We start from the raw sequence: 19,697 nt of genomic DNA on the forward strand, positions 1-19,697 counted from the left end.
GCCGTCGGAAGCGGGTTGACGCGCGGAAAGGTGTCGCGGGGGGTGCCGCGGGTCAGGGGCGGTGGCTGACGAAGATCGCGGTGCCGGGCAGCACCCGGCCGCGCAGCGGGCTCCAGCCGCCCCACGCCTCGTCGTGCCCGGCCGGCCACTCGGGCTCGACCAGGTCGTCGAGCACCAGCCCGGCGGCGACCAGCTCGCGCACCCGGTCGCCCAGCGTGCGGTGGTGCTCGACGTACTCGGCGACCCCGTCGGCTCCCTGTTCCACGTACGGCGTGCGGTCGAAGTACGACTCGCGGGCCACCAGGCCCTCGGGGCCCGGCTCGTCGGGGAAGGCCCAGCGCACCGGGTGGGTCACCGAGAACACCCACCGCCCGCCGGGCCGCAGCACCCGTGCCACCTCGGCCATCAGCCCGGCCGAGTCCGCGACGAACGGCACCGCGCCGTAGGCGGAGCAGGCGAGGTCGACGCTCGCGTCGGCGAGCGGCAGCCGGCAGGCGTCGGCCTGCAGCAGGGGAGTGCGCACCCCGGCGCGGACGTCGGCGAGCCGGGCCTGCGCGAGCATCCCGGCCGACAGGTCGCTCGACACCACCTGCGCGCCCTGCGCCGCCAGCCAGCGGCCGCACGGTGCCGCACCGCACCCGATCTCGAGCACCCGCAGCCCGGCCAGCGACGAGACCGGTCCGAGCAGGCCGGCGTCCGCCTCGTCGAGACCCTCCGGGCCCCAGACGAACCGGACGTCGCCGAGGAAGCGCCCGTGCTCGGCCTGGTAGGCGGTCGACTCGCCGTCCCACCACGTGCGGTTCGCCCGCCGGGTCTCGTCGACGGGTGCGCGGCGCCGGGTGGCCTGCGGCGGGCGGTGGTGCTCGTCCATGCCGGGGAGTGTCGCGCGCGTCGGACGGGACGTCGACGCCGGGTGGCGACGTGCCGCAAGTGTCCGGTCTGCGCAGAGTGCTCTCACTGTGCGTCACGTCGTCGGCACGATCAGTGCATCCCGGCAAGCACGGCCGGCACCACTTGCGCCGACAGCGTTGTGCGGACGTCAAGGAACGGTCAAGATGACGGTCGATCAGACAGCGCTCGGGGGAGTCGCCAGGCATGGGCAGTCACCGCAGCGCGTCGTCGCACGTCGACGACGCGGCGTCATCGCGCACGGCCAGGCGCCGCTCGACCCGGTCGCGCCGCCGTGGCCGCACCGTCCCCCTGCTCGCGCTGGTGGCCGCGCTGGTCGTGGGCACCGCCGGCTGGGCGCTGGCGTCCCGACGCTCCGACCAGCCGACCGCCGCGGGCTGCGACCGGCCCGCGGTGCTCCGTGTCGTGACCTCCGAGTCGCTGCTGGTGCCGCTGCAGCGCGCGGCCAAGGGCTTCGCCGGCACCGCCCGGGCCCGGGCCGCGTGCGCCACGGTGGAAGTGCGCTACCTCGCGCCCACGTCGGCCGCGGACGTGCTGGCGCTGGCGGCCTCGAGCGGGTCCGACCCCGGCTTCGACGTCTGGGTGCCCGACTCGAGCACCTGGGCGCGCGTCGCGTCCCGGCGTCCCGAGGTCGACCGCCTGCTGCCCGACGTCTTCCCGGTGCTGGCGTCCTCGCCGACCGTCATGGCGGTGCCCGAGCCGATGGCGCGCGCCGCCGGCTGGGACGACGACGACCCGACCCTGCAGCAGCTGCTGGCGGCCGCCCACGACCCGCGCGGCTGGGGTCGCTACGGCCACGCGGCCTGGGGCGCCGTCCGGATGTCGTGGACCGACGTCCGGACGTCGACCAGCGGGCTCGACACGCTGGTCACCCTGTACGCCGCGCTGCAGGCCGACACCTCCTCGCCGGAGCAGCTGCGTGCGGGGCTGCTCGACGTGCAGGGGTCGCTGCGCGCGCTGGACGCGGCACCCGGTGCGGCGCTCGGGCCGCTGCGCGACGAGTCGCTGTCCGAGTCGAAGGCCCTGGCGAGGGCGGTGGCCCTGCCGTCGACGCGCCGCGAGGTCGACGCGTTCAACCGCACGAACCCGGCGATCCCGCTGACCCCGGTGAACCTGCGCGGCGACGCCACCGAGGCCCGCGTCGGGTACCTGGCCGTCTACGGTCCGCGCGACGACCACGATCGCAGGGTCGACGCGGCGGGCGCCTTCGGCGACTACCTCACGACGCGCGCCGGGTCGCAGCCGCTCGACGACGCGGGGTGGACGGTCGTGCCCGCCACCGCCACCGCGCGGTCCGGGTCGGCCGGGTCGCTGGCCCCGCTGCCGCGGCTCGAGCCCGGCGAGCCGGGGGAGACGGTCGTGACCGAGGCGCTGCAGGCGTGGTCGGCCCTCGACCGGCAGAGCGCCGTGCTGCTGGCGGTCGACACCTCGGGCTCGATGAACGCGCGGGTGTCGAAGGGCGGCGAGACCCGGATCGGGTTGGCGCGGGCGGCCATCCGCGCCTCCGTCGTGTCGTTCTCCGACCGCAGCCGGCTGGGGTTGTGGGCGTTCTCGCGACGGCTCGACGGCGACAGGGACTACGACGTCGTGGTGCCGCTGGGCCGGGCCGACGACCGGGTCGACGGCCGCTCGCGCCGCGAGGCCATCCGCGCCGCCGCCTCGAAGCTGCGGGCCGCGGGCGACACCGGGCTCTACGACACCGCCCTCGCGGCCACCCGCGACGTCCGCGCCAAGGCGCCCGAGAGCGGTGGCGTCGTGGTGCTGCTCAGCGACGGCCGCGACGACGACCCGGGCAGCATCGGTCTCGAGAAGCTGCTGCGCACGCTCGAGCGCGAGCGCGACACGGCGCACCCCGTGCGGGTCTACACGATCGCGTACGGCGGGCAGGCGGACCGGGCGTCGCTGCGACGGATCGCGCAGGCCACCCAGGGCCGCAGCTTCGAGGCCAGCAGCCCCGCCGACCTGCAGCGCGTGCTGCTCGCCAGCCTGACCGAGTGACGACGCCGGGCCGCGGCCGCCGCTGCGTCCCGCGGGTGACCCGGCGCGGGGCGGCGCGACAGGCCGCGGGTCGCTGTGCTGCGATGGGGCGATGCCCGCCAGCAGCGCCGTGCGCCAGGTCGACGCGGCGCCCCCGCAGCAGCTCGCCCGGCGGGTGCTGCACGACCCGCAGCCGGCGCTCGGCGGGTTCAGCGGCGAGACGTTCGCCGGTCAGTGGTTCCGCGAGCGGGCGTTCGTCCGGCTCTACCTGCGCGACCCCTCCCGGGCCGTCGTCGACCTGGGGGTGCGCCGACGGCTGACCGGGAGCGTGCCCCAGGCCCGGCTGCTGGCGGCCGAGCCCCGACCCGTCGACGGGCTGCCGCCGCACCTGGTCACCGCGGCCGTCCCCGGCGTACGCGGCGACCTGCTGCTCGAGCGGGGGGCCACGGTGCCGGCGGCGACCGCGCTCGCCCGGCAGCTGGCCCGGCTGGTGACGGTGCTTCGCGAGACGCGCGTCGACGGGGCGGGGCCGTTCGTGGACGGCGCGCTCGCCGTCGGCGAGTGGCCGGCGCCGCTCAGCACGCTGTCCGCCTGGGCCCGCCACCTCGAGCCGGACCTCGCCGCCGCCGGCCTGGGGCCGCGCTCGGCCCCGGGCCTGCTCGCGGCGCTCGACGCCGCCTCCGTGCGCCTGCAGCACGCCCCGTCCGGGCCGCCGTCGCTGGTGCACGGCGACCTGAACCCGAAGAACCTCGTGGTCGACCCCGACACCGGCCGGCTGCGCGCCGTCCTCGACTGGGAGCACGCGCACGGGGGCAGCTGGCTCGAGGACGTCGGCAACCTGCTGCGCGCCGTCGACCAGGGCCTGCACCTGGCCGAGCAGGCGCCGCTGCCGCGCGGCGCGACGTCGCGCGCGGACGTCGTCCGCTCGTGGGAGGCGCTGCGGCACGGCCTCGTCGACGGCCTCCACGAGGGGCTGCTGGTCGGTGGCACCGGCCGGGCGCCCGGGTCGGAGGACTGGCTGCGGCAGGCCGCCGACGCCGACCTCTTCGCGCTGCTGGAGCTGGCCGCCCGCCCGGCTCGCGGGCCCGCCGCGCCGGCGCCCGTGGCCCGGGCCCGCGCCTCGCTGCGGCGCCTGGCCGGCGTGCCCGACCGCGTGCTCGGCGACGCCTGAGGCGACCTCGCGGGGGGCTGGCCGGATCGGGTAGCATGGAGGGTCCGCACGTCCTGTGCGGCACACGCACCACGTCCCCGACTTCCTGTCCGCATCGGAGCCCCAACTACATGACTGCCCCCACTGTTGAGCAGACCCGCCGCGCCCCCCAGGTCGCGGTGAACGACATCGGGTCGGCCGAGGACTTCCTCGCCGCCATCGACGAGACGATCAAGTACTTCAACGACGGCGACATCGTCGAGGGCGTCATCGTCAAGGTCGACCGTGACGAGGTCCTGCTCGACATCGGCTACAAGACCGAGGGCGTCATCCCCTCGCGCGAGCTCTCCATCAAGCACGACGTCGACCCGAACGAGGTCGTCAAGGTCGGCGACGAGGTCGAGGCCCTGGTCCTCCAGAAGGAGGACAAGGAGGGTCGGCTCATCCTGTCCAAGAAGCGCGCGCAGTACGAGCGCGCCTGGGGCACGATCGAGCAGGTCAAGGAGGACGACGGCATCGTCACCGGCACCGTCATCGAGGTCGTCAAGGGCGGCCTGATCCTCGACATCGGCCTGCGCGGCTTCCTGCCGGCGTCGCTCGTCGAGATGCGGCGCGTGCGCGACCTGCAGCCCTACGTGGGTCAGCAGCTCGAGGCCAAGATCATCGAGCTCGACAAGAACCGCAACAACGTCGTGCTGTCGCGCCGCGCGTGGCTCGAGCAGACCCAGTCCGCCGTCCGCCAGAACTTCCTGCAGACCCTGCAGAAGGGCCAGGTCCGGTCGGGCGTCGTCTCCTCGATCGTCAACTTCGGCGCGTTCGTCGACCTCGGTGGGGTCGACGGTCTGGTGCACGTCTCCGAGCTGTCGTGGAAGCACATCGACCACCCCAGCGAGGTCGTCGAGGTCGGCCAGGAGGTCACCGTCGAGGTCCTCGACGTCGACATGGACCGCGAGCGGGTCTCGCTGTCGCTCAAGGCGACGCAGGAGGACCCCTGGCAGCAGTTCGCCCGCACGCACGCCATCGGTCAGGTCGTGCCCGGCAAGGTCACCAAGCTCGTCCCGTTCGGTGCGTTCGTGCGCGTCGACGAGGGCATCGAGGGCCTGGTGCACATCTCCGAGCTGGCCGAGCGCCACGTCGAGATCCCCGAGCAGGTCGTGCAGGTCGGCGACTCGATCTTCGTGCGGGTCATCGACATCGACCTCGAGCGTCGGCGGATCTCGCTGTCGCTGAAGCAGGCCAACGACGCCGCGTCGGCGCAGGTCACCGAGTTCGACCCGACGCTCTACGGCATGGCCGCGGAGTACGACGACGCGGGCAACTACAAGTACCCCGAGGGCTTCGACTCCGAGACCAACGAGTGGCTCGAGGGCTACGAGTCGCAGCGCGAGGTCTGGGAGAAGCAGTACGCCGAGGCGCACTCCCGCTGGGAGGCGCACAAGCAGCAGGTCGAGGACGCCGCGAAGGCCGACTCGGAGGCCCGCGACGGCGGCGACGGCGCGACGTCGTACTCCTCGGAGACCTCGAGCAGCACCAGCAGCAGCAGCTCGAGCTCGTCCAGCAGCTCGAGCTCGACCAGCTCGGCCGCTCCGGCCGAGCCGGCGAACGAGGGCACGCTGGCCTCGGACGAGGCGCTCGCCGCCCTGCGCGAGAAGCTCACCGGCGCCTGATCCACGGCACCACCGCATGACCCGAGGGGCCCCGCACCGACCGGTGCGGGGCCCCTCGTGCGTCCCGGTGGCGTTTCCGTACCCTTGTGGTTACGTACCCGAGGCGTTACCTTGGTGGGGTGGACGCGGTGCTGCAGGCCCTGGCCGACCCGAGCCGCCGGACGCTCCTGGAGATCCTCCGGGACCACCCGGCGACGGCGGGCGAGCTGTCCGACGCGCTGCCCATCGCCCGGCCGGGCGTCTCGCGGCACCTGCGGGTGCTGCGCGAGGCGGGCCTGGTCGACGTCCGGCAGGACGCGCAGCGACGCATCTACCGCCTCCGCCCCGAGGCCCTCGTCGAGGTGGACGAGTGGCTCGCCGGGTACCGGGCGCTGTGGCAGCACCGACTCGACGCCCTGCACACCGAGATCGCCCGAGGGAAGAAGGCAGGCTCATGACCACCGACGGCACGACGAGCGCGCTCGACGAGGAGCGCGGCGCGGTGCGCCTCGAGGAGCGCTACGACACCGGCATCGACGACCTGTGGGCCGCGTGCACGACGCCCGACCGGCTGGCGCGCTGGATCGCCCGGGTGACGGGTGACCTGCACGAGGGCAGCACCGTGCAGGCGGTCTTCACCAGCTCGTGGAACGGACCCCTGCGCGTCGACGTGTGCGAGGCCCCGCACCACCTGCTGGTCACCGGCCAGCCGGGCACCGACGACGAGACGCAGATCGAGGTCTGGCTGACGGCCGAGGGTGCCGGCACCCGGCTCGTCGTCGAGGAGCGCGGGCTGCCGATCGCGGCCCTGCACTTCTACGACGCCGGGTGGCAGGTGCACCTCGAGGACCTGGCGCGGTCCCTCGAGCTCGACGGCCCGGTGCACGTCGACGGCTGGTCCGGCGAGGCCCCGGCGCCCGCCTGGCACGCCCGCTGGCAGCAGCTGACACCGGCCGACGGCGGGCAGCCGGTCGGCTGACCGGGCCCTCGGGCCCGGCTAGGCTCGCGTCGTGCTTCGGGTGGGGCTGACCGGCGGGACCGGTGCGGGCAAGTCGACCGTCGCGCGCCGGCTGGCCGAGCTGGGCGCGGTCGTGGTCGACGCCGACGTGCTCGCCCGCCAGGTGCTCGAGCCGGGCACACCGGGGCTGGCCGAGGTCGTGCGCGAGTTCGGCGCCGCGGTGCTCACCGAGGACGGCGTGCTCGACCGGGCCGCCCTCGCCCGCGCCGCGTTCAGCAGCGACGACCGGCGCCGCGCGCTGGAGGCGATCACGCACCCGCGGATCGCCGCGGCCACGCAGCAGGCCTTCGAGCAGGCGGCGCCGGACGCCGTGGTGGTGCACGACGTGCCCCTGCTCGTCGAGCGGGACCTGGCTGCACGCTACGACGTGGTGGTCGTGGTCGACGCGCCGGTCGAGGTGCGGGTGCGCCGGCTGGTCGAGCAGCGCGGCATGGCCGAGGACGACGTCCGCCGCCGGATCGCCGCGCAGGCCGACGACGCCGCCCGCCGGGCCGTGGCGGACGTGTGGGTCGACACCGACCGGCCCGTCGCCGACGTGCTGGCCGACGTCGACCGGCTCTGGACCGAGCGCCTGCTGCCGGCCGAGCGCGCCACCCGCTGACCCGGCGGAGCACGCGGTGCGGTGGTTGTCGGTGGCGCCGCCTACCGTGGAGCCATGCGTCCGAAGACCGACCTGCAGCGCCGCGTGGCACCGTTCGAGGTGGTGTCCGAGTACACGCCGTCCGGTGACCAGCCGACGGCGATCGCCGAGCTGACCCGCCGGGTGAACTCCGGGGAGCAGGACGTCGTCCTGCTGGGTGCCACCGGCACCGGCAAGTCCGCGACCACGGCCTGGCTGGTCGAGCAGGTGCAGCGGCCCACCCTGGTGATGGCGCCGAACAAGACGCTGGCCGCGCAGCTGGCGAACGAGTTCCGCGAGCTGCTGCCGAACAACGCGGTCGAGTACTTCGTCTCGTACTACGACTACTACCAGCCCGAGGCGTACATCGCGCAGACCGACACCTACATCGAGAAGGACTCGTCGGTGAACGACGAGGTCGAGCGGCTGCGGCACTCGGCGACCAACTCGCTGCTCACCCGCCGCGACGTCATCGTCGTGGCGTCGGTGTCGTGCATCTACGGCCTCGGCACCCCGCAGGAGTACGTCGACCGGATGGCGCGGCTGAAGGTCGGGCAGGAGATCGAGCGCGACCAGCTGCTGCGCCGCTTCGTCGGCATGCAGTACACCCGCAACGACCTCGCCTTCCAGCGCGGCACGTTCCGCGTGCGCGGCGACACGGTCGAGATCATCCCGGTCTACGAGGAGCTCGCGATCCGCATCGAGTTCTTCGGCGACGAGATCGAGGCGATCTCCACGCTGCACCCGCTGACCGGCGAGGTGGTGCACGACGAGACCGAGATGTACGTCTTCCCGGCCACCCACTACGTCGCCGGGCCCGAGCGGATGGAGCGGGCGATCGCGGGCATCGAGGCCGAGCTGGAGGAGCGGCTCAAGGAGCTCGAGAGCCAGCAGAAGCTGCTCGAGGCGCAGCGGCTGCGCATGCGCACGACCTACGACATCGAGATGATGCGCCAGGTCGGATCGTGCTCGGGCATCGAGAACTACAGCCGGCACATCGACGGCCGCGGCCCCGGGACGGCGCCCAACACGCTGCTCGACTACTTCCCGGACGACTTCCTGCTGGTCATCGACGAGTCGCACCAGACCGTGCCGCAGATCGGTGCGATGTACGAGGGCGACATGAGCCGCAAGCGCGCCCTGGTCGACCACGGGTTCCGGCTGCCGAGCGCGATGGACAACCGTCCGCTGCGCTGGGAGGAGTTCCTCGAGCGCATCGAGCAGACCGTCTACCTGTCGGCCACCCCCGGCAGCTACGAGCTGGCGAAGGGCGACGGGTACGTCGAGCAGGTCATCCGGCCGACCGGCCTCATCGACCCCGAGGTGGTCGTCAAGCCGACGAAGGGCCAGATCGACGACCTGCTGCACGAGATCGGCGAGCGGTCGAAGCGCAACGAGCGGGTGCTGGTCACCACCCTCACGAAGAAGATGTCCGAGGACCTCACCGACTACCTGCTCGAGCACGGCGTGCGGGTGCGGTACCTGCACTCCGAGGTCGACACGCTGCGCCGGGTCGAGCTGCTGCGCGAGCTGCGGATGGGCGAGTTCGACGTGCTGGTCGGCATCAACCTGCTGCGCGAGGGCCTCGACCTGCCGGAGGTGTCGCTGGTCAGCATCCTCGACGCCGACAAGGAGGGGTTCCTGCGCTCGGCGACGTCGCTCATCCAGACCATCGGCCGCGCGGCCCGCAACGTCTCGGGCCAGGTGCACATGTACGCCGACACCGTGACCCCGTCGATGGCGAGTGCGATCGACGAGACGAACCGGCGGCGCGAGAAGCAGGTCGCCTACAACACCGAGCACGGCATCGAGCCGACCGCGCTGCGCAAGAAGATCGGCGACATCACCGACCTGATCAACCGCGAGGCCGCCGACACCGAGGCGCTGCTCGGCGGATCCGGCCGGCAGCAGTCCCGTGGCAAGGCGCCGGTCCCCGGCCTCTCGTCGAGGGCCGGCCACGGCACCCACGAGCCTCGGCTCGCCGACCTCCCGGCCGCCGACCTGGCCGACCTCATCCAGCAGCTGACCGACCAGATGAAGGGCGCGGCCGCCGAGCTGCAGTTCGAGCTGGCCGCGCGGCTGCGCGACGAGATCGGCGACCTGAAGAAGGAGCTGCGCGGCATGCAGTCGGCCGGGCACGCCTAGACCGGGTGCCTGGTCTGCCGCAGCCGCGCGCGGTCGAGGAGGTCGCGCCGGGCGTGCTGGTCGCGACCAGCCGTCGCGAGCTCACCACCAGCACCCTGGTGGTGCACGGCGACGAGGTGCTCGTCGTCGACCCCGCCTGGGACCCGGACGAGCTGGCGGCGCTCGCCGTGCTCGTGCAGCAGCGCGGGCTCCGGGTCACCGCCGGCGTCGCGACGCACGCCCATCACGACCACCTGCTGTGGCACCCGGCGCTCGGCACCGAACCGCGGTACGCCTCGGCTGGCACGGTGCAGACGGTCGCGACCCACCGCGTCGAGCTGGTCGAGGCGCTCGGACCGTCGTGGCCCGCGGACCTGCTCACGGTGTTCGCCGACGTGGGCGAGGCGCCCGGTGACGTCGTGCCGTGGTGCGAGCCGGTCGAGCTGGTGGTGCACGACGGGCACGCGCCCGGACACGCGGCGGTCTGGTCGCCCGAGCGCCGGGTGCTGCTGGCCGGCGACCTGCTGAGCGACGTCGAGCTGCCGCTGCCGCTGTGGCCCGACGACCTGCCGGCCTACCTCGCCGGCCTCGACCGGCTGGCACCCGTCGTGGCTCGGGCCGAGGTGCTGGTGCCGGGCCACGGGCACCGGACGTCCGAGCCCCTCACCCGGCTCGACGCCGACCGCCGCTACCTCGACGACCTGCTCGCCGGCCGCGACCCGGCGGACCCGCGCCGCGCGAACCCCGGCATGGCGGCCGTGCACGACCGGGTCGCCGCACTGGCCCGCGAGCTCATCGGGCGCTGATCCGGCGGCCCGGTCTACCAGCCGCGCTCGCGCCACTCGGTGAGGTGCGGGCGCTCGGCGCCGAGCGTGGTGTCGGCGCCGTGCCCCGGGTACACCCAGGTGTCGTCGGGCAGCACGTCGAACAGCCGCTCCTCGACGTCGCGCAGCAGCGAGGTGAAGGCCGCCGCGTCGCCGCGGGTGTTGCCCACGCCGCCGGGGAACAGCGAGTCGCCGGTGAACAGGTGCGGGCGTCCGGCCGGGTCGTCGTAGCGCAGGGCGACCGAGCCGGGGGTGTGGCCGCGCAGGTGCGTCACCTGCAGCACGACCTCGCCGAACCGCACCTCGTCGCCGTCCGCGAGCCGGACGTCGACGGGCACCGGCAGGGCGTCGGCGTCCTCCGCACCCGCGGCCGTGCGGGCACCGGTGGCCTCGACCACGGCCGGCAGCGCGCGGTGGTGGTCGCGGTGCTGGTGGGTGGTGACGACGAGGGCGAGGCCGCCGCCACCCTCCTCGACCAGCCGCAGCAGCCGGGGCGCGTCGTCCGCGGCGTCGACGAGCAGCTGCTCGCCGGTGGCACGGCAGGTGAGCAGGTAGGCGTCGTTGTCCATGTCGCCGACGCTGACCTTGCGGATCGTGAGGGCGTCGAGCTCGCGGACGTCGGCGGGGCCGCCGGGCCGCACGTCACCGGTGTAGTCGGGCACGCGTCGAACCTAGCCCCAGCTCGGCAGGTCGGGCAGCGGGTCGGCCGAGCGCAGGCCGACGCCGTCGGTGCGCCCGGTCAGCCAGCCGAGCACGTCGGCGGCGTCACCCTGTGCCCGCACCCGCCCGTCGCCGAGCCGCACCTCGACGACGAGCCCGTCCGGCAGCAGCGCCTGCACGTCGACGCCGGGGGAGAGGTCGGCGAAGCGGTCTGCGCACTCCTCGATCGCCCGCCGCAGCAGCTGCTGCGGCGCGTCGGCGAGGCGGTGAGCGAGCCGCAGGTCGACGTGGTGCAGCGCCACCTCCTTCAGCCGCAGCCAGGGGACCGCGCGCACCCGCACCCGCTTGCCGCGGCCGTCGGGCACCGTGACGTCGAGCACGTCGTCCGGCACCTCGGCGAGCAGCCCGGCGAGCTCCTCGGAGCCGCGCCGCAGGTCGGCGAGCTGCTCGCTCGCGTCTCGCGCGGCGCCGGCCTCGATGTCGGCGTCGCGCGCCGCGGCGGACGCGTACATGGGCGTGACCTCACCGGTCATCGCGCTGCGCAGCACGCGGGCCAGCCCGTCGGCGTTGCGCGACAGGTGGGTGAGCACGTGGCCGCGGGTCCAGCCCGGCAGCCCGGACCGCGCCGCGACCTCGTCGTCGGAGAGCCGGCCCACCGCGGCGAGCAGCACGTCGGTCTGCTCGTGCAGGAGCCGGGTCAGGACGTCGTCACCGAGGGTGGGCACGGCCCGAACCTAGCGCGCGGTCGGCCCGGTGACCGGAAGCCCAGCGGCTCGCTCGGCGTTGTCGGTGGTGCCGCCTACAGTGGTCGGCGACCTCACAAGACCGGTTCCCAGACCTCAGGAGCACGCCCTCGTGGCCGACAGCCTCATCGTGCGCGGTGCCCGCGAGCACAACCTCAAGGACGTCTCGCTCGACCTGCCCCGCGACGCCATGATCACCTTCACCGGCCTGTCCGGGTCGGGGAAGTCGTCGCTGGCGTTCGACACCATCTTCGCCGAGGGGCAGCGCCGCTACGTCGAGTCGCTGTCGGCGTACGCCCGGCAGTTCCTCGGGCAGATGGACAAGCCGGACGTCGACTTCATCGAGGGGCTGTCGCCGGCGGTCTCGATCGACCAGAAGTCCACCTCGCGCAACCCGCGGTCCACGGTGGGCACCATCACCGAGGTCTACGACTACCTGCGACTGCTGTTCGCCCGCGCCGGCCGCCCGCACTGCCCGGTCTGCGGCGAGCCGATCGGCCGGCAGACCCCGCAGCAGATCGTCGACCGGCTGCTCGAGCTGCCCGAGGGCACCCGCTTCCAGGTGCTCGCGCCGGTCGTCCGCGGCCGCAAGGGCGAGTACGCCGACCTCTTCGCCGAGCTGCAGACCAAGGGCCTGTCCCGGGCGCGCGTCGACGGCGAGGTGGTCTCGCTGTCCAGCCCCCCCACTCTCGAGAAGAAGCTCAAGCACAGCATCGACGTCGTGGTCGACCGCCTGGTGGCGAAGTCGACCGCCAAGCAGCGGCTCACCGACTCCGTCGAGACGGCGCTCGGCCTTGCGGGCGGCCTGCTGACCGTCGAGCTGGTCGACCTCCCTGCCGACGACCCCGAGCGCGAGCGCCGCTTCAGCGAGAAGATGGCCTGCCCGAACGACCACCCGCTCTCGCTCGACGAGATCGAGCCGCGCACGTTCTCCTTCAACGCCCCGTACGGCGCCTGCGAGGTCTGCAGCGGCATCGGCACCCGGCTCGAGGTCGACCCCGACCTGCTGGTGCCGGACGACGAGATCAGCCTCGCCGAGGGCGCGATCGCGCCGTGGACGCTCGGCTCCGCCGACTACTTCCAGCGCCTGATGGCAGCGCTCGCCGACCAGCTCGGCTTCTCGATGGACGTGCCGTGGCGCGCGCTGCCGAAGAAGGCGAAGGACGCCCTGCTGCACGGCGAGAACTACGAGGTGCACGTCCGCTACCGCAACCGGTTCGGGCGCGAGCGGTCGTACACGACCGGGTTCGAGGGTGCGATCCCGTTCGTGCAGCGGCGGCACGGCGAGACCGACTCCGAGTGGTCGCGCGAGCGCTACGAGGGCTACATGCGCGAGATCCCGTGCCCGACCTGCAAGGGCGCGCGGCTCAAGCCCGAGGTGCTGGCCGTGCTGGTCGGCGGCCGCTCGATCGCCGAGGCCTGCGCGCTGCCCATCCGGGAGTGCGCCGCCTACCTGGCCGAGCTCGAGCTGTCGCCGCGCGAGCGCCGCATCGCCGACGCCGTGCTGAAGGAGATCAACGCCCGCCTGGGCTTCCTGCTCGACGTCGGGCTCGACTACCTCTCGCTCGACCGCCCGTCCGGCACGCTGTCCGGCGGCGAGGCGCAGCGCATCCGGCTGGCGACGCAGATCGGCTCCGGCCTGGTCGGCGTGCTCTACGTGCTCGACGAGCCGAGCATCGGGTTGCACCAGCGCGACAACCACCGGCTGATCGGCACCCTCACCCGGCTGCGCGACCTCGGCAACACGCTGATCGTCGTCGAGCACGACGAGGACACCATCCAGGCGAGCGACTGGGTGGTCGACATCGGCCCGGGCGCCGGCGAGCACGGCGGCCACGTCGTGCACTCCGGCACCGTGCAGGGTCTGCTCGAGCACGAGACCTCGCTGACCGGTCAGTACCTGTCCCGCCGTCGCGAGATCGCGATGCCGGCCGTCCGTCGTCCGATCGACCCCAAGCGGCAGGTGACCGTGGTGGGCGCCCGCGAGCACAACCTGCGCGGCATCGACGTGTCGATCCCGCTGGGCTGCTTCGTCTCGGTCACCGGGGTGTCCGGCTCGGGCAAGTCGACGCTGGTCAACGACATCCTCTACAACGTCATGGCCAACAAGCTGAACGGTGCCCGCCGGGTGCCCGGCCGGCACCGCACGGTCAAGGGCCTCGACCAGCTCGACAAGGTCGTGCACGTCGACCAGAGCCCCATCGGCCGCACGCCGCGGAGCAACCCGGCGACCTACACCGGCGTCTGGGACCACGTGCGCAAGCTGTTCGCGCAGACGACCGAGGCGAAGGTGCGCGGGTACCAGCCCGGGCGCTTCTCGTTCAACGTGAAGGGCGGCCGCTGCGAGGCCTGCTCCGGCGACGGCACCATCAAGATCGAGATGAACTTCCTGCCGGACGTCTACGTCCCGTGCGAGGTCTGCCAGGGCGCGCGCTACAACCGCGAGACGCTCGAGGTGCACTTCAAGGGCAAGACCGTCGCCGACGTGCTCGACATGCCGATCAGCGAGGCGGCCACCTTCTTCGAGGCCGTCCCGGCGATCAGCCGCCACCTGTCGACGCTGGTCGAGGTCGGCCTCGGCTACGTGCGGCTGGGTCAGCCGGCCACCACCCTGTCCGGGGGCGAGGCGCAGCGCGTGAAGCTGGCCAGCGAGCTGCAGAAGCGGTCGACCGGCCGCACGGTCTACGTGCTCGACGAGCCGACCACCGGTCTGCACTTCGAGGACATCCGCAAGCTGCTGCTGGTGCTGCAGGGCCTGGTCGACAAGGGCAACACCGTCATCGTCATCGAGCACAACCTCGACGTGATCAAGAGCAGCGACTGGGTCGTCGACATGGGGCCAGAGGGTGGCTCCGGGGGCGGCCTCGTGGTCGCCGAGGGCACGCCCGAGCAGGTCGCCGAGCACGAGGGCAGCCACACCGGTGCGTTCCTGCGACCGGTGCTGGCCGAGACGACGCGCGTCGGCGGCTCGGGCACGGTGGCGGCGCGCGCGGCGGTCGGCCGGGTCGCGGCGGCGACCTCGACGACCGGCACCACGACGGCCACCACCCGACGCACGACGAAGGCGGCGACGGGCGGCACCGGGGTCACGTCCAAGGTGCCGGCGAAGACCGCCAGCAAGACCACCGCGAAGACCGCAAGCAAGACCGCGAGCAAGACCGCGGCGAAGAGCACGGCGCCGGCGAAGCGCGGCGCGGCGGGGCGCCGGTCGGCCTGACGTCGGGCGTCGCGGCCCCGCGGGCGCGGTGCCGCGCCGCGGTCCGTCGTGACGTGGAGCGCGTCCCGGGTGGCCGGCTCCCCGGGGCGCTGCAGGTGGCACGCAGGTGGCTCACAGGCTGGGCTGCCAGCGTCACCGTACGGCCGCGACGGAGCGGCGCCGACCGCTCGCGCCGACCTGGAGGAACCATGACCGCCACCTCGACCGACACCCGCACCGACGACCGCCCCGACGACCGCACGGAGCGCCTCAGCGGTGCGCCGAGCGACGCCGGGGGCTGCGCCGACGCGTGCGGGTCGTGCGCAGCCCCGCGGCCCTCGGGCAGCAGCCGACGGGCCGTGGTGCGCGGCGCGGGCGTCGTCGCGGCCGTGGGGGCCGGGGGCCTGGCGCTGGCCGCCTGCGGCTCCGACGACGCGAGCAGCGACGCCGGCTCGGGTGGTGCCTCGGGTGCGGCGAGCGGGTCCGCCGGCTCGGGTGGTGCGGGCGGCGCCATCGCGAAGGTGGCCGACGTGCCGGTCGGCGGCGGGCTCATCGTCGCGGCGCAGAAGGTCGTGCTGACGCAGCCCACCGAGGGGGAGGTCAAGGCCTTCTCGACCACGTGCCCGCACCAGGGGTGCGCCGTCACGTCGGTGGCCGACGGCTTCATCGTCTGCCCGTGCCACAACAGCCGGTTCGCGGTGGCCGACGGCGCCCCGACGTCCGACAGCCCCGCCAAGAGCGCCCTCGAGGCCAAGACCGTCACCGTCTCCGGCGGCGAGGTCGTGCTGGGCTAGCCGGCCCGCTCGCGGCGCGCCGCGGGCGGCGGCCCGGGGGCGTCGCTGTCGGTGGCGGATCGTAGGGTTGTCGACGTGGCCGACCCGTCGACGTACCGCCCCGCACCGGGCGAGATCCCGGTCGATCCGGGCGTCTACCGGTTCCGCGACGCGCACCGCCGGGTCATCTACGTCGGCAAGGCCAAGAGCCTCCGGCAGCGGCTGAACAGCTACTTCCAGGACGTCGCCGCGCTGCACCCGCGCACGCAGACGATGGTGACCACGGCGGCCAGCGTCGAGTGGACGACGGTCACCACCGAGGTCGAGGCGCTGCAGCTCGAGTACTCCTGGATCAAGGAGTTCGACCCGCGGTTCAACGTCAAGTACCGCGACGACAAGTCCTACCCGTACCTCGCGGTCACGATGGGCGACGCGGTGCCGCGCGTGCAGGTGATGCGCGGCGCCAAGCGCAAGGGCACCCGCTACTTCGGTCCGTACGCGCACGCGTGGGCGATCCGCGAGACCGTCGACCAGCTGCTGCGCGTCTTCCCGGTGCGCACCTGCTCGAACGGCGTCTACAAGCGGGCGGGTCAGGTCGGGCGGCCGTGCCTGCTCGGCTACATCGGCAAGTGCGCGGCGCCGTGCGTCGGCCGCATCACGCAGGACGAGCACCACGAGCTCGCCCAGGACTTCTGCGACTTCATGGCCGGGCAGACCGGCCGCTTCGTGAAGCGCATCGAGGCCGAGATGCGCGCCGCGTCGACCGCGATGGAGTACGAGAAGGCGGCCCGGCTGCGCGACGACCTGGGCGCGCTGAACCGGGCGCTCGAGCGCAGCGCCGTGGTGCTGCCCGACGGCACCGACGCCGACGTGTTCGCCCTGGCCGAGGACGAGCTCGAGGCCGCGGTGCAGGTGTTCCACGTGCGCGGCGGCCGGGTGCGCGGCCAGCGCGGCTGGGTCGTCGAGAAGGTCGAGGACGTCGGCACCGACGGGCTGGTCGAGCACCTGCTGCAGCAGGTGTACGGCGAGTCGCCCGAGTCGGTGCCGCGCGAGGTGCTGGTGCCGGCCCTGCCGCCGGACGCCGAGCAGGTCACCGCGTGGCTCACCGGCCTGCGCGGGGCCAACGTCGACCTGCGGGTGCCGCAGCGCGGCGACAAGCGGACCCTGCTCGAGACGGTGCAGCGCAACGCCGGCCAGGGGCTGACGCTGCACAAGACCCGCCGGGCTGGCGACCTCACCACCCGCTCGCAGGCGCTGCAGGAGCTGCAGGACGCCCTCGAGCTGCCCGAGGCGCCGCTGCGCATCGAGTGCTACGACGTCTCGCACATCCAGGGGTCGGAGGTCGTCGCCTCGATGGTGGTCTTCGAGGACGGCCTGCCCCGCAAGTCCGAGTACCGCACCTTCAACGTGCGCGGCACCGACGGCCAGGACGACACGGCGTGGATGCACGAGGTGATGGTGCGGCGGCTGCGCCGCCTGCTCGACGACCGCGTCGAGGACGGAGGCGAGCTCGACGGCCCCATCGACCCCGAGACCGGCCGACCCAGGCGGTTCGCGTACCCGCCGCAGCTCATCGTCGTCGACGGCGGCCCGCCGCAGGTCGCGGCGGCGAAGGCCGCGCTCGACGAGCTGGCGGTCGACGACATCGCGCTCGTCGGGCTCGCCAAGCGGCTCGAGGAGGTCTGGCTGCCGGGCGACGACCACCCCGTCGTCCTGCCCCGCACCAGCGAGGGCCTGTACCTGCTGCAGCGCGTCCGCGACGAGGCGCACCGGTTCGCCATCACCAGCCACCGTCGTCGTCGCTCGAAGAAGATGACCACGTCGGCGCTCGACGACGTGCCCGGGCTCGGCCAGACCCGCCGCGCCGCGCTGCTCAAGCACTTCGGCAGCCTGAAGAAGCTGCGGGCGGCCGACGCCGAGCAGATCGCGGCCGTGCCGGGCATCGGGCCGGCGACCGCCGACGCGGTCGTGGCCGCCCTCGCCGGGTCGCGGCCCGAACCCGCCGTCAACGTCACGACGGGCGAGGTGCTCGACGGATAGGTTGCACCCGTCGGCGAGGCCCTGCCGCGCCGCAGCCCGCCGGTCCTGCCAGACCCCGCCCGCCCGAGTCGCCACCCGAAGGGGACGCCCGTGAGCCACGACGGTCCCGTGCCGCCCGAGCTCGTCATCGTCACCGGCATGTCCAGCGCCGGTCGCTCCACCGCGGCGTCCGTGCTGGAGGACCTCGGCTGGTACGTCGTCGACAACCTGCCGCCGCAGCTGCTGCCGACGATGCTCGACGTCACGTCGGCACCCTCCGCGGGCGTCCGGCAGCTGGCGGCGGTGGTCGACGTCCGCAGCCGGTCGTTCTTCCAGGCGCTGCGCCAGTCGTTCGCCGAGCTGCGCGAGCGCGGCGTGCACCCTCGGGTGGTCTTCCTCGACGCGAGCGACGACGTGCTGGTGCGCCGCCAGGAGAGCGTGCGCCGACCGCACCCGCTGCAGGGCCACGGCCGCATCCTCGACGGCATCCACCGCGAGCGGCAGCTGCTCGAGAACCTGCGCGAGGACGCCGACGTGCTCGTCGACACCTCCGGCCTGAACGTCACGCAGCTGCGCGCGAAGGTGTCGCAGGTGTTCGAGGCGGGCGGTCTGCCGCTGCTGCGCGCCACCGTGATGTCGTTCGGGTTCAAGTACGGGGTGCCGCTCGACGCCGACTTCGTGGTCGACGTGCGGTTCCTGCCGAACCCGCACTGGGTGCCCGAGCTGCGCCCGCAGTCGGGGCTCGACGAGCCGGTGAGCGCGTTCGTGCTGGCCCAGGGCGGCGCGCAGGTCTTCCTCGACCGGTTCGTCGAGAGCCTCGAGCCGGTCGTCGCGGGGTACCAGGCCGAGGGCAAGCGCTACGTCACGATCTGCGTCGGCTGCACCGGCGGCAAGCACCGGTCGGTGGCGATGGTGCGCGAGCTGGCCGGCCGGCTGAGCCGGCTCGGCGTGCAGGTCGGCACGCTGCACCGCGACCTGGGTCGCGAGTGATCGCCCCGGTCAGCCGGCCCGCGGTCGTCGCCCTCGGCGGCGGGCACGGGCTGGCCGCCTCGCTCGCCGCCCTGCGGCACCTCACCGACCGCCTCACCGCGATCGTCACGGTCGCGGACGACGGCGGGTCGAGCGGCCGCCTGCGCCGCGAGCTGGGGGTGCTGCCGCCCGGCGACCTGCGGATGGCGCTCTCCGCCCTGTGCGCGGACGACGAGTGGGGCAGCACCTGGCGCGACGTGCTGCAGCACCGCTTCGCCAGCCAGGGCGAGCTGCACAACCACGCCGTCGGCAACCTGCTCATCGTGGCCCTGTGGGAGCTGCTGGGCGACAGCGTCGAGGGCCTCGACTGGGTGGGCCGGCTGCTCGGCGCCCGCGGGCGGGTGCTGCCGATGAGCGCCGTCCCCCTCGACATCGAGGCCGTCGTGCGCGGCATCGACCCCGCGCGCCCGGACGACCTGCAGACGGTGCGCGGCCAGAGCGCCGTCGCCACCACGCCCGGTCGGGTCGAGTCGGTGCACCTGCTGCCGGAGCAGCCGCCGGCCCGCCCCGAGGCCGTCGAGGCGGTGCGCGCCGCCGACTGGGTCGTGCTCGGCCCCGGGTCGTGGTTCACCTCGGTCATGCCGCACCTGCTGGTGCCCGACCTCGCCGCCGCGCTGTGCGAGACCACCGCCCGTCGGGTGCTCACCCTCAACCTGGTGTCGAGCGACGACGAGACCGGCGGGTTCAGCACCACCGCGCTCGTCGAGGTGCTGGCCCGGCACGCACCCGACCTGCGCTTCGACGTCGTGCTGGCCGACCCCGGGGTGGTCACCGACCGGCCGGCGCTCGAGCAGGCGGCCGCCGCCCTGGGCGCCCGGCTCGTCGTGCTGCCCGTCGCGGCGTCGTTCGCCGCGGCGACCCACGACCCGTTCCGGCTCGCCGCGGCCTACCGCGACCTGCTCCGTTAGCACACCAGACGGCCCCCGCGCGAGGCGTCGTGGGCCCAGAGGCGGTGCGGCACAACGATCTCCGGGCGGGGGGTCTGCACCTCGCGCGCCGGTGGCAGGATG

15 protein-coding genes and 1 pseudogene are annotated in these 19,697 nt (G+C 74.0%); 13 read left to right on the forward strand and 3 right to left on the reverse strand.

What is annotated here, in order from left to right:
- Positions 1-52 precede the first annotated feature (52 nt).
- The gene (locus tag ACYVI6_RS02700) at positions 53-871 is read right to left on the reverse strand and encodes a class I SAM-dependent methyltransferase (RefSeq protein WP_284287096.1); all 819 of its coding nucleotides are present in this window, start codon (positions 869-871) and stop codon (positions 53-55) included.
- A gap of 224 nt (positions 872-1,095) precedes the next feature.
- Between ACYVI6_RS02700 and ACYVI6_RS02705 the strand changes: the two genes are divergently transcribed.
- The 8 genes and pseudogenes from ACYVI6_RS02705 to ACYVI6_RS02740 all read left to right on the forward strand — a co-directional run bounded on the left by ACYVI6_RS02705 (position 1,096) and on the right by ACYVI6_RS02740 (position 10,249).
- Positions 1,096-2,907, forward strand: a complete 1,812-nt coding sequence (locus ACYVI6_RS02705) for a VWA domain-containing protein (protein WP_460444890.1) — start codon at positions 1,096-1,098, stop codon at positions 2,905-2,907.
- Positions 2,908-2,998: 91 nt separating this feature from the next.
- Complete coding sequence (locus ACYVI6_RS02710; RefSeq protein WP_460444891.1) at positions 2,999-4,057, forward strand: phosphotransferase; 1,059 nt, start codon at positions 2,999-3,001, stop codon at positions 4,055-4,057.
- Positions 4,058-4,167: 110 nt separating this feature from the next.
- Complete coding sequence (gene rpsA / locus ACYVI6_RS02715; protein WP_460444892.1) at positions 4,168-5,703, forward strand: 30S ribosomal protein S1; 1,536 nt, start codon at positions 4,168-4,170, stop codon at positions 5,701-5,703.
- 119 nt (positions 5,704-5,822) lie between these two features.
- Positions 5,823-6,140, forward strand: coding sequence for an ArsR/SmtB family transcription factor (locus ACYVI6_RS02720; RefSeq protein WP_460444893.1), 318 nt, complete (start codon positions 5,823-5,825; stop codon positions 6,138-6,140).
- Positions 6,137-6,661, forward strand: a complete 525-nt coding sequence (locus tag ACYVI6_RS02725) for an SRPBCC domain-containing protein (RefSeq protein WP_460444894.1) — start codon at positions 6,137-6,139, stop codon at positions 6,659-6,661. Before ACYVI6_RS02720 ends, ACYVI6_RS02725 begins: the two co-directional genes overlap by 4 nt.
- Positions 6,662-6,692: 31 nt before the next feature.
- Positions 6,693-7,298 (forward strand): annotated as a pseudogene (gene coaE / locus ACYVI6_RS02730) (dephospho-CoA kinase); the annotation flags it as partial.
- Between the two features lie 57 nt (positions 7,299-7,355).
- A complete protein-coding gene (uvrB, locus tag ACYVI6_RS02735) occupies positions 7,356-9,464 on the forward strand; it encodes an excinuclease ABC subunit UvrB (RefSeq protein ID WP_460444895.1) in 2,109 nt (702 codons plus the stop codon).
- A gap of 5 nt (positions 9,465-9,469) precedes the next feature.
- Positions 9,470-10,249, forward strand: a complete 780-nt coding sequence (locus tag ACYVI6_RS02740) for an MBL fold metallo-hydrolase (protein ID WP_460444896.1) — start codon at positions 9,470-9,472, stop codon at positions 10,247-10,249.
- A gap of 14 nt (positions 10,250-10,263) precedes the next feature.
- Here ACYVI6_RS02740 and ACYVI6_RS02745 read toward each other — a convergent pair whose 3' ends face one another.
- On the reverse strand, positions 10,264-10,929 hold the full coding sequence (locus tag ACYVI6_RS02745) for an MBL fold metallo-hydrolase (protein WP_460444897.1): 666 nt from the start codon (positions 10,927-10,929) through the stop codon (positions 10,264-10,266).
- 9 nt (positions 10,930-10,938) lie between these two features.
- A complete protein-coding gene (locus ACYVI6_RS02750) occupies positions 10,939-11,652 on the reverse strand; it encodes a maleylpyruvate isomerase family mycothiol-dependent enzyme (RefSeq protein WP_460444898.1) in 714 nt (237 codons plus the stop codon).
- A 130-nt stretch (positions 11,653-11,782) separates the two neighbouring features.
- On the opposite strand from ACYVI6_RS02750, the gene uvrA reads away from it, so the two are divergent.
- From uvrA to ACYVI6_RS02775, 5 genes are all read left to right on the forward strand, one after another.
- On the forward strand, positions 11,783-14,887 hold the full coding sequence (gene uvrA / locus ACYVI6_RS02755; protein ID WP_460444899.1) for an excinuclease ABC subunit UvrA: 3,105 nt from the start codon (positions 11,783-11,785) through the stop codon (positions 14,885-14,887).
- Between the two features lie 188 nt (positions 14,888-15,075).
- Positions 15,076-15,660, forward strand: a complete 585-nt coding sequence (locus ACYVI6_RS02760) for a Rieske (2Fe-2S) protein (protein ID WP_460444900.1) — start codon at positions 15,076-15,078, stop codon at positions 15,658-15,660.
- A gap of 75 nt (positions 15,661-15,735) precedes the next feature.
- The gene (uvrC, locus tag ACYVI6_RS02765) at positions 15,736-17,679 is read left to right on the forward strand and encodes an excinuclease ABC subunit UvrC (protein ID WP_460444901.1); all 1,944 of its coding nucleotides are present in this window, start codon (positions 15,736-15,738) and stop codon (positions 17,677-17,679) included.
- A 90-nt stretch (positions 17,680-17,769) separates the two neighbouring features.
- On the forward strand, positions 17,770-18,648 hold the full coding sequence (gene rapZ, locus ACYVI6_RS02770; RefSeq protein ID WP_460444902.1) for an RNase adapter RapZ: 879 nt from the start codon (positions 17,770-17,772) through the stop codon (positions 18,646-18,648).
- Positions 18,537-19,595 carry a gluconeogenesis factor YvcK family protein gene (locus tag ACYVI6_RS02775; RefSeq protein ID WP_460444933.1) on the forward strand — a complete coding sequence of 353 codons (1,059 nt, stop codon included), beginning with the start codon at positions 18,537-18,539 and terminating at the stop codon, positions 19,593-19,595. The genes rapZ and ACYVI6_RS02775 overlap by 112 nt, the downstream gene beginning before the upstream one ends.
- Positions 19,596-19,697 lie beyond the last annotated feature (102 nt).

Source organism: Angustibacter aerolatus (genome assembly GCF_054776675.1).

Coding starts and splice junctions, on each gene's coding strand:
- uvrB (WP_460444895.1), top strand. CDS start 7,356: ATGCGTCCGAAGACCGACCTGCAGCGCCGCGTGGCACCGTTCGAGGTG.
- ACYVI6_RS02725 (WP_460444894.1), top strand. CDS start 6,137: ATGACCACCGACGGCACGACGAGCGCGCTCGACGAGGAGCGCGGCGCG.
- ACYVI6_RS02700 (WP_284287096.1), bottom strand. CDS start 871: ATGGACGAGCACCACCGCCCGCCGCAGGCCACCCGGCGCCGCGCACCC.
- ACYVI6_RS02705 (WP_460444890.1), top strand. CDS start 1,096: ATGGGCAGTCACCGCAGCGCGTCGTCGCACGTCGACGACGCGGCGTCA.
- rpsA (WP_460444892.1), top strand. CDS start 4,168: ATGACTGCCCCCACTGTTGAGCAGACCCGCCGCGCCCCCCAGGTCGCG.
- ACYVI6_RS02710 (WP_460444891.1), top strand. CDS start 2,999: ATGCCCGCCAGCAGCGCCGTGCGCCAGGTCGACGCGGCGCCCCCGCAG.
- ACYVI6_RS02760 (WP_460444900.1), top strand. CDS start 15,076: ATGACCGCCACCTCGACCGACACCCGCACCGACGACCGCCCCGACGAC.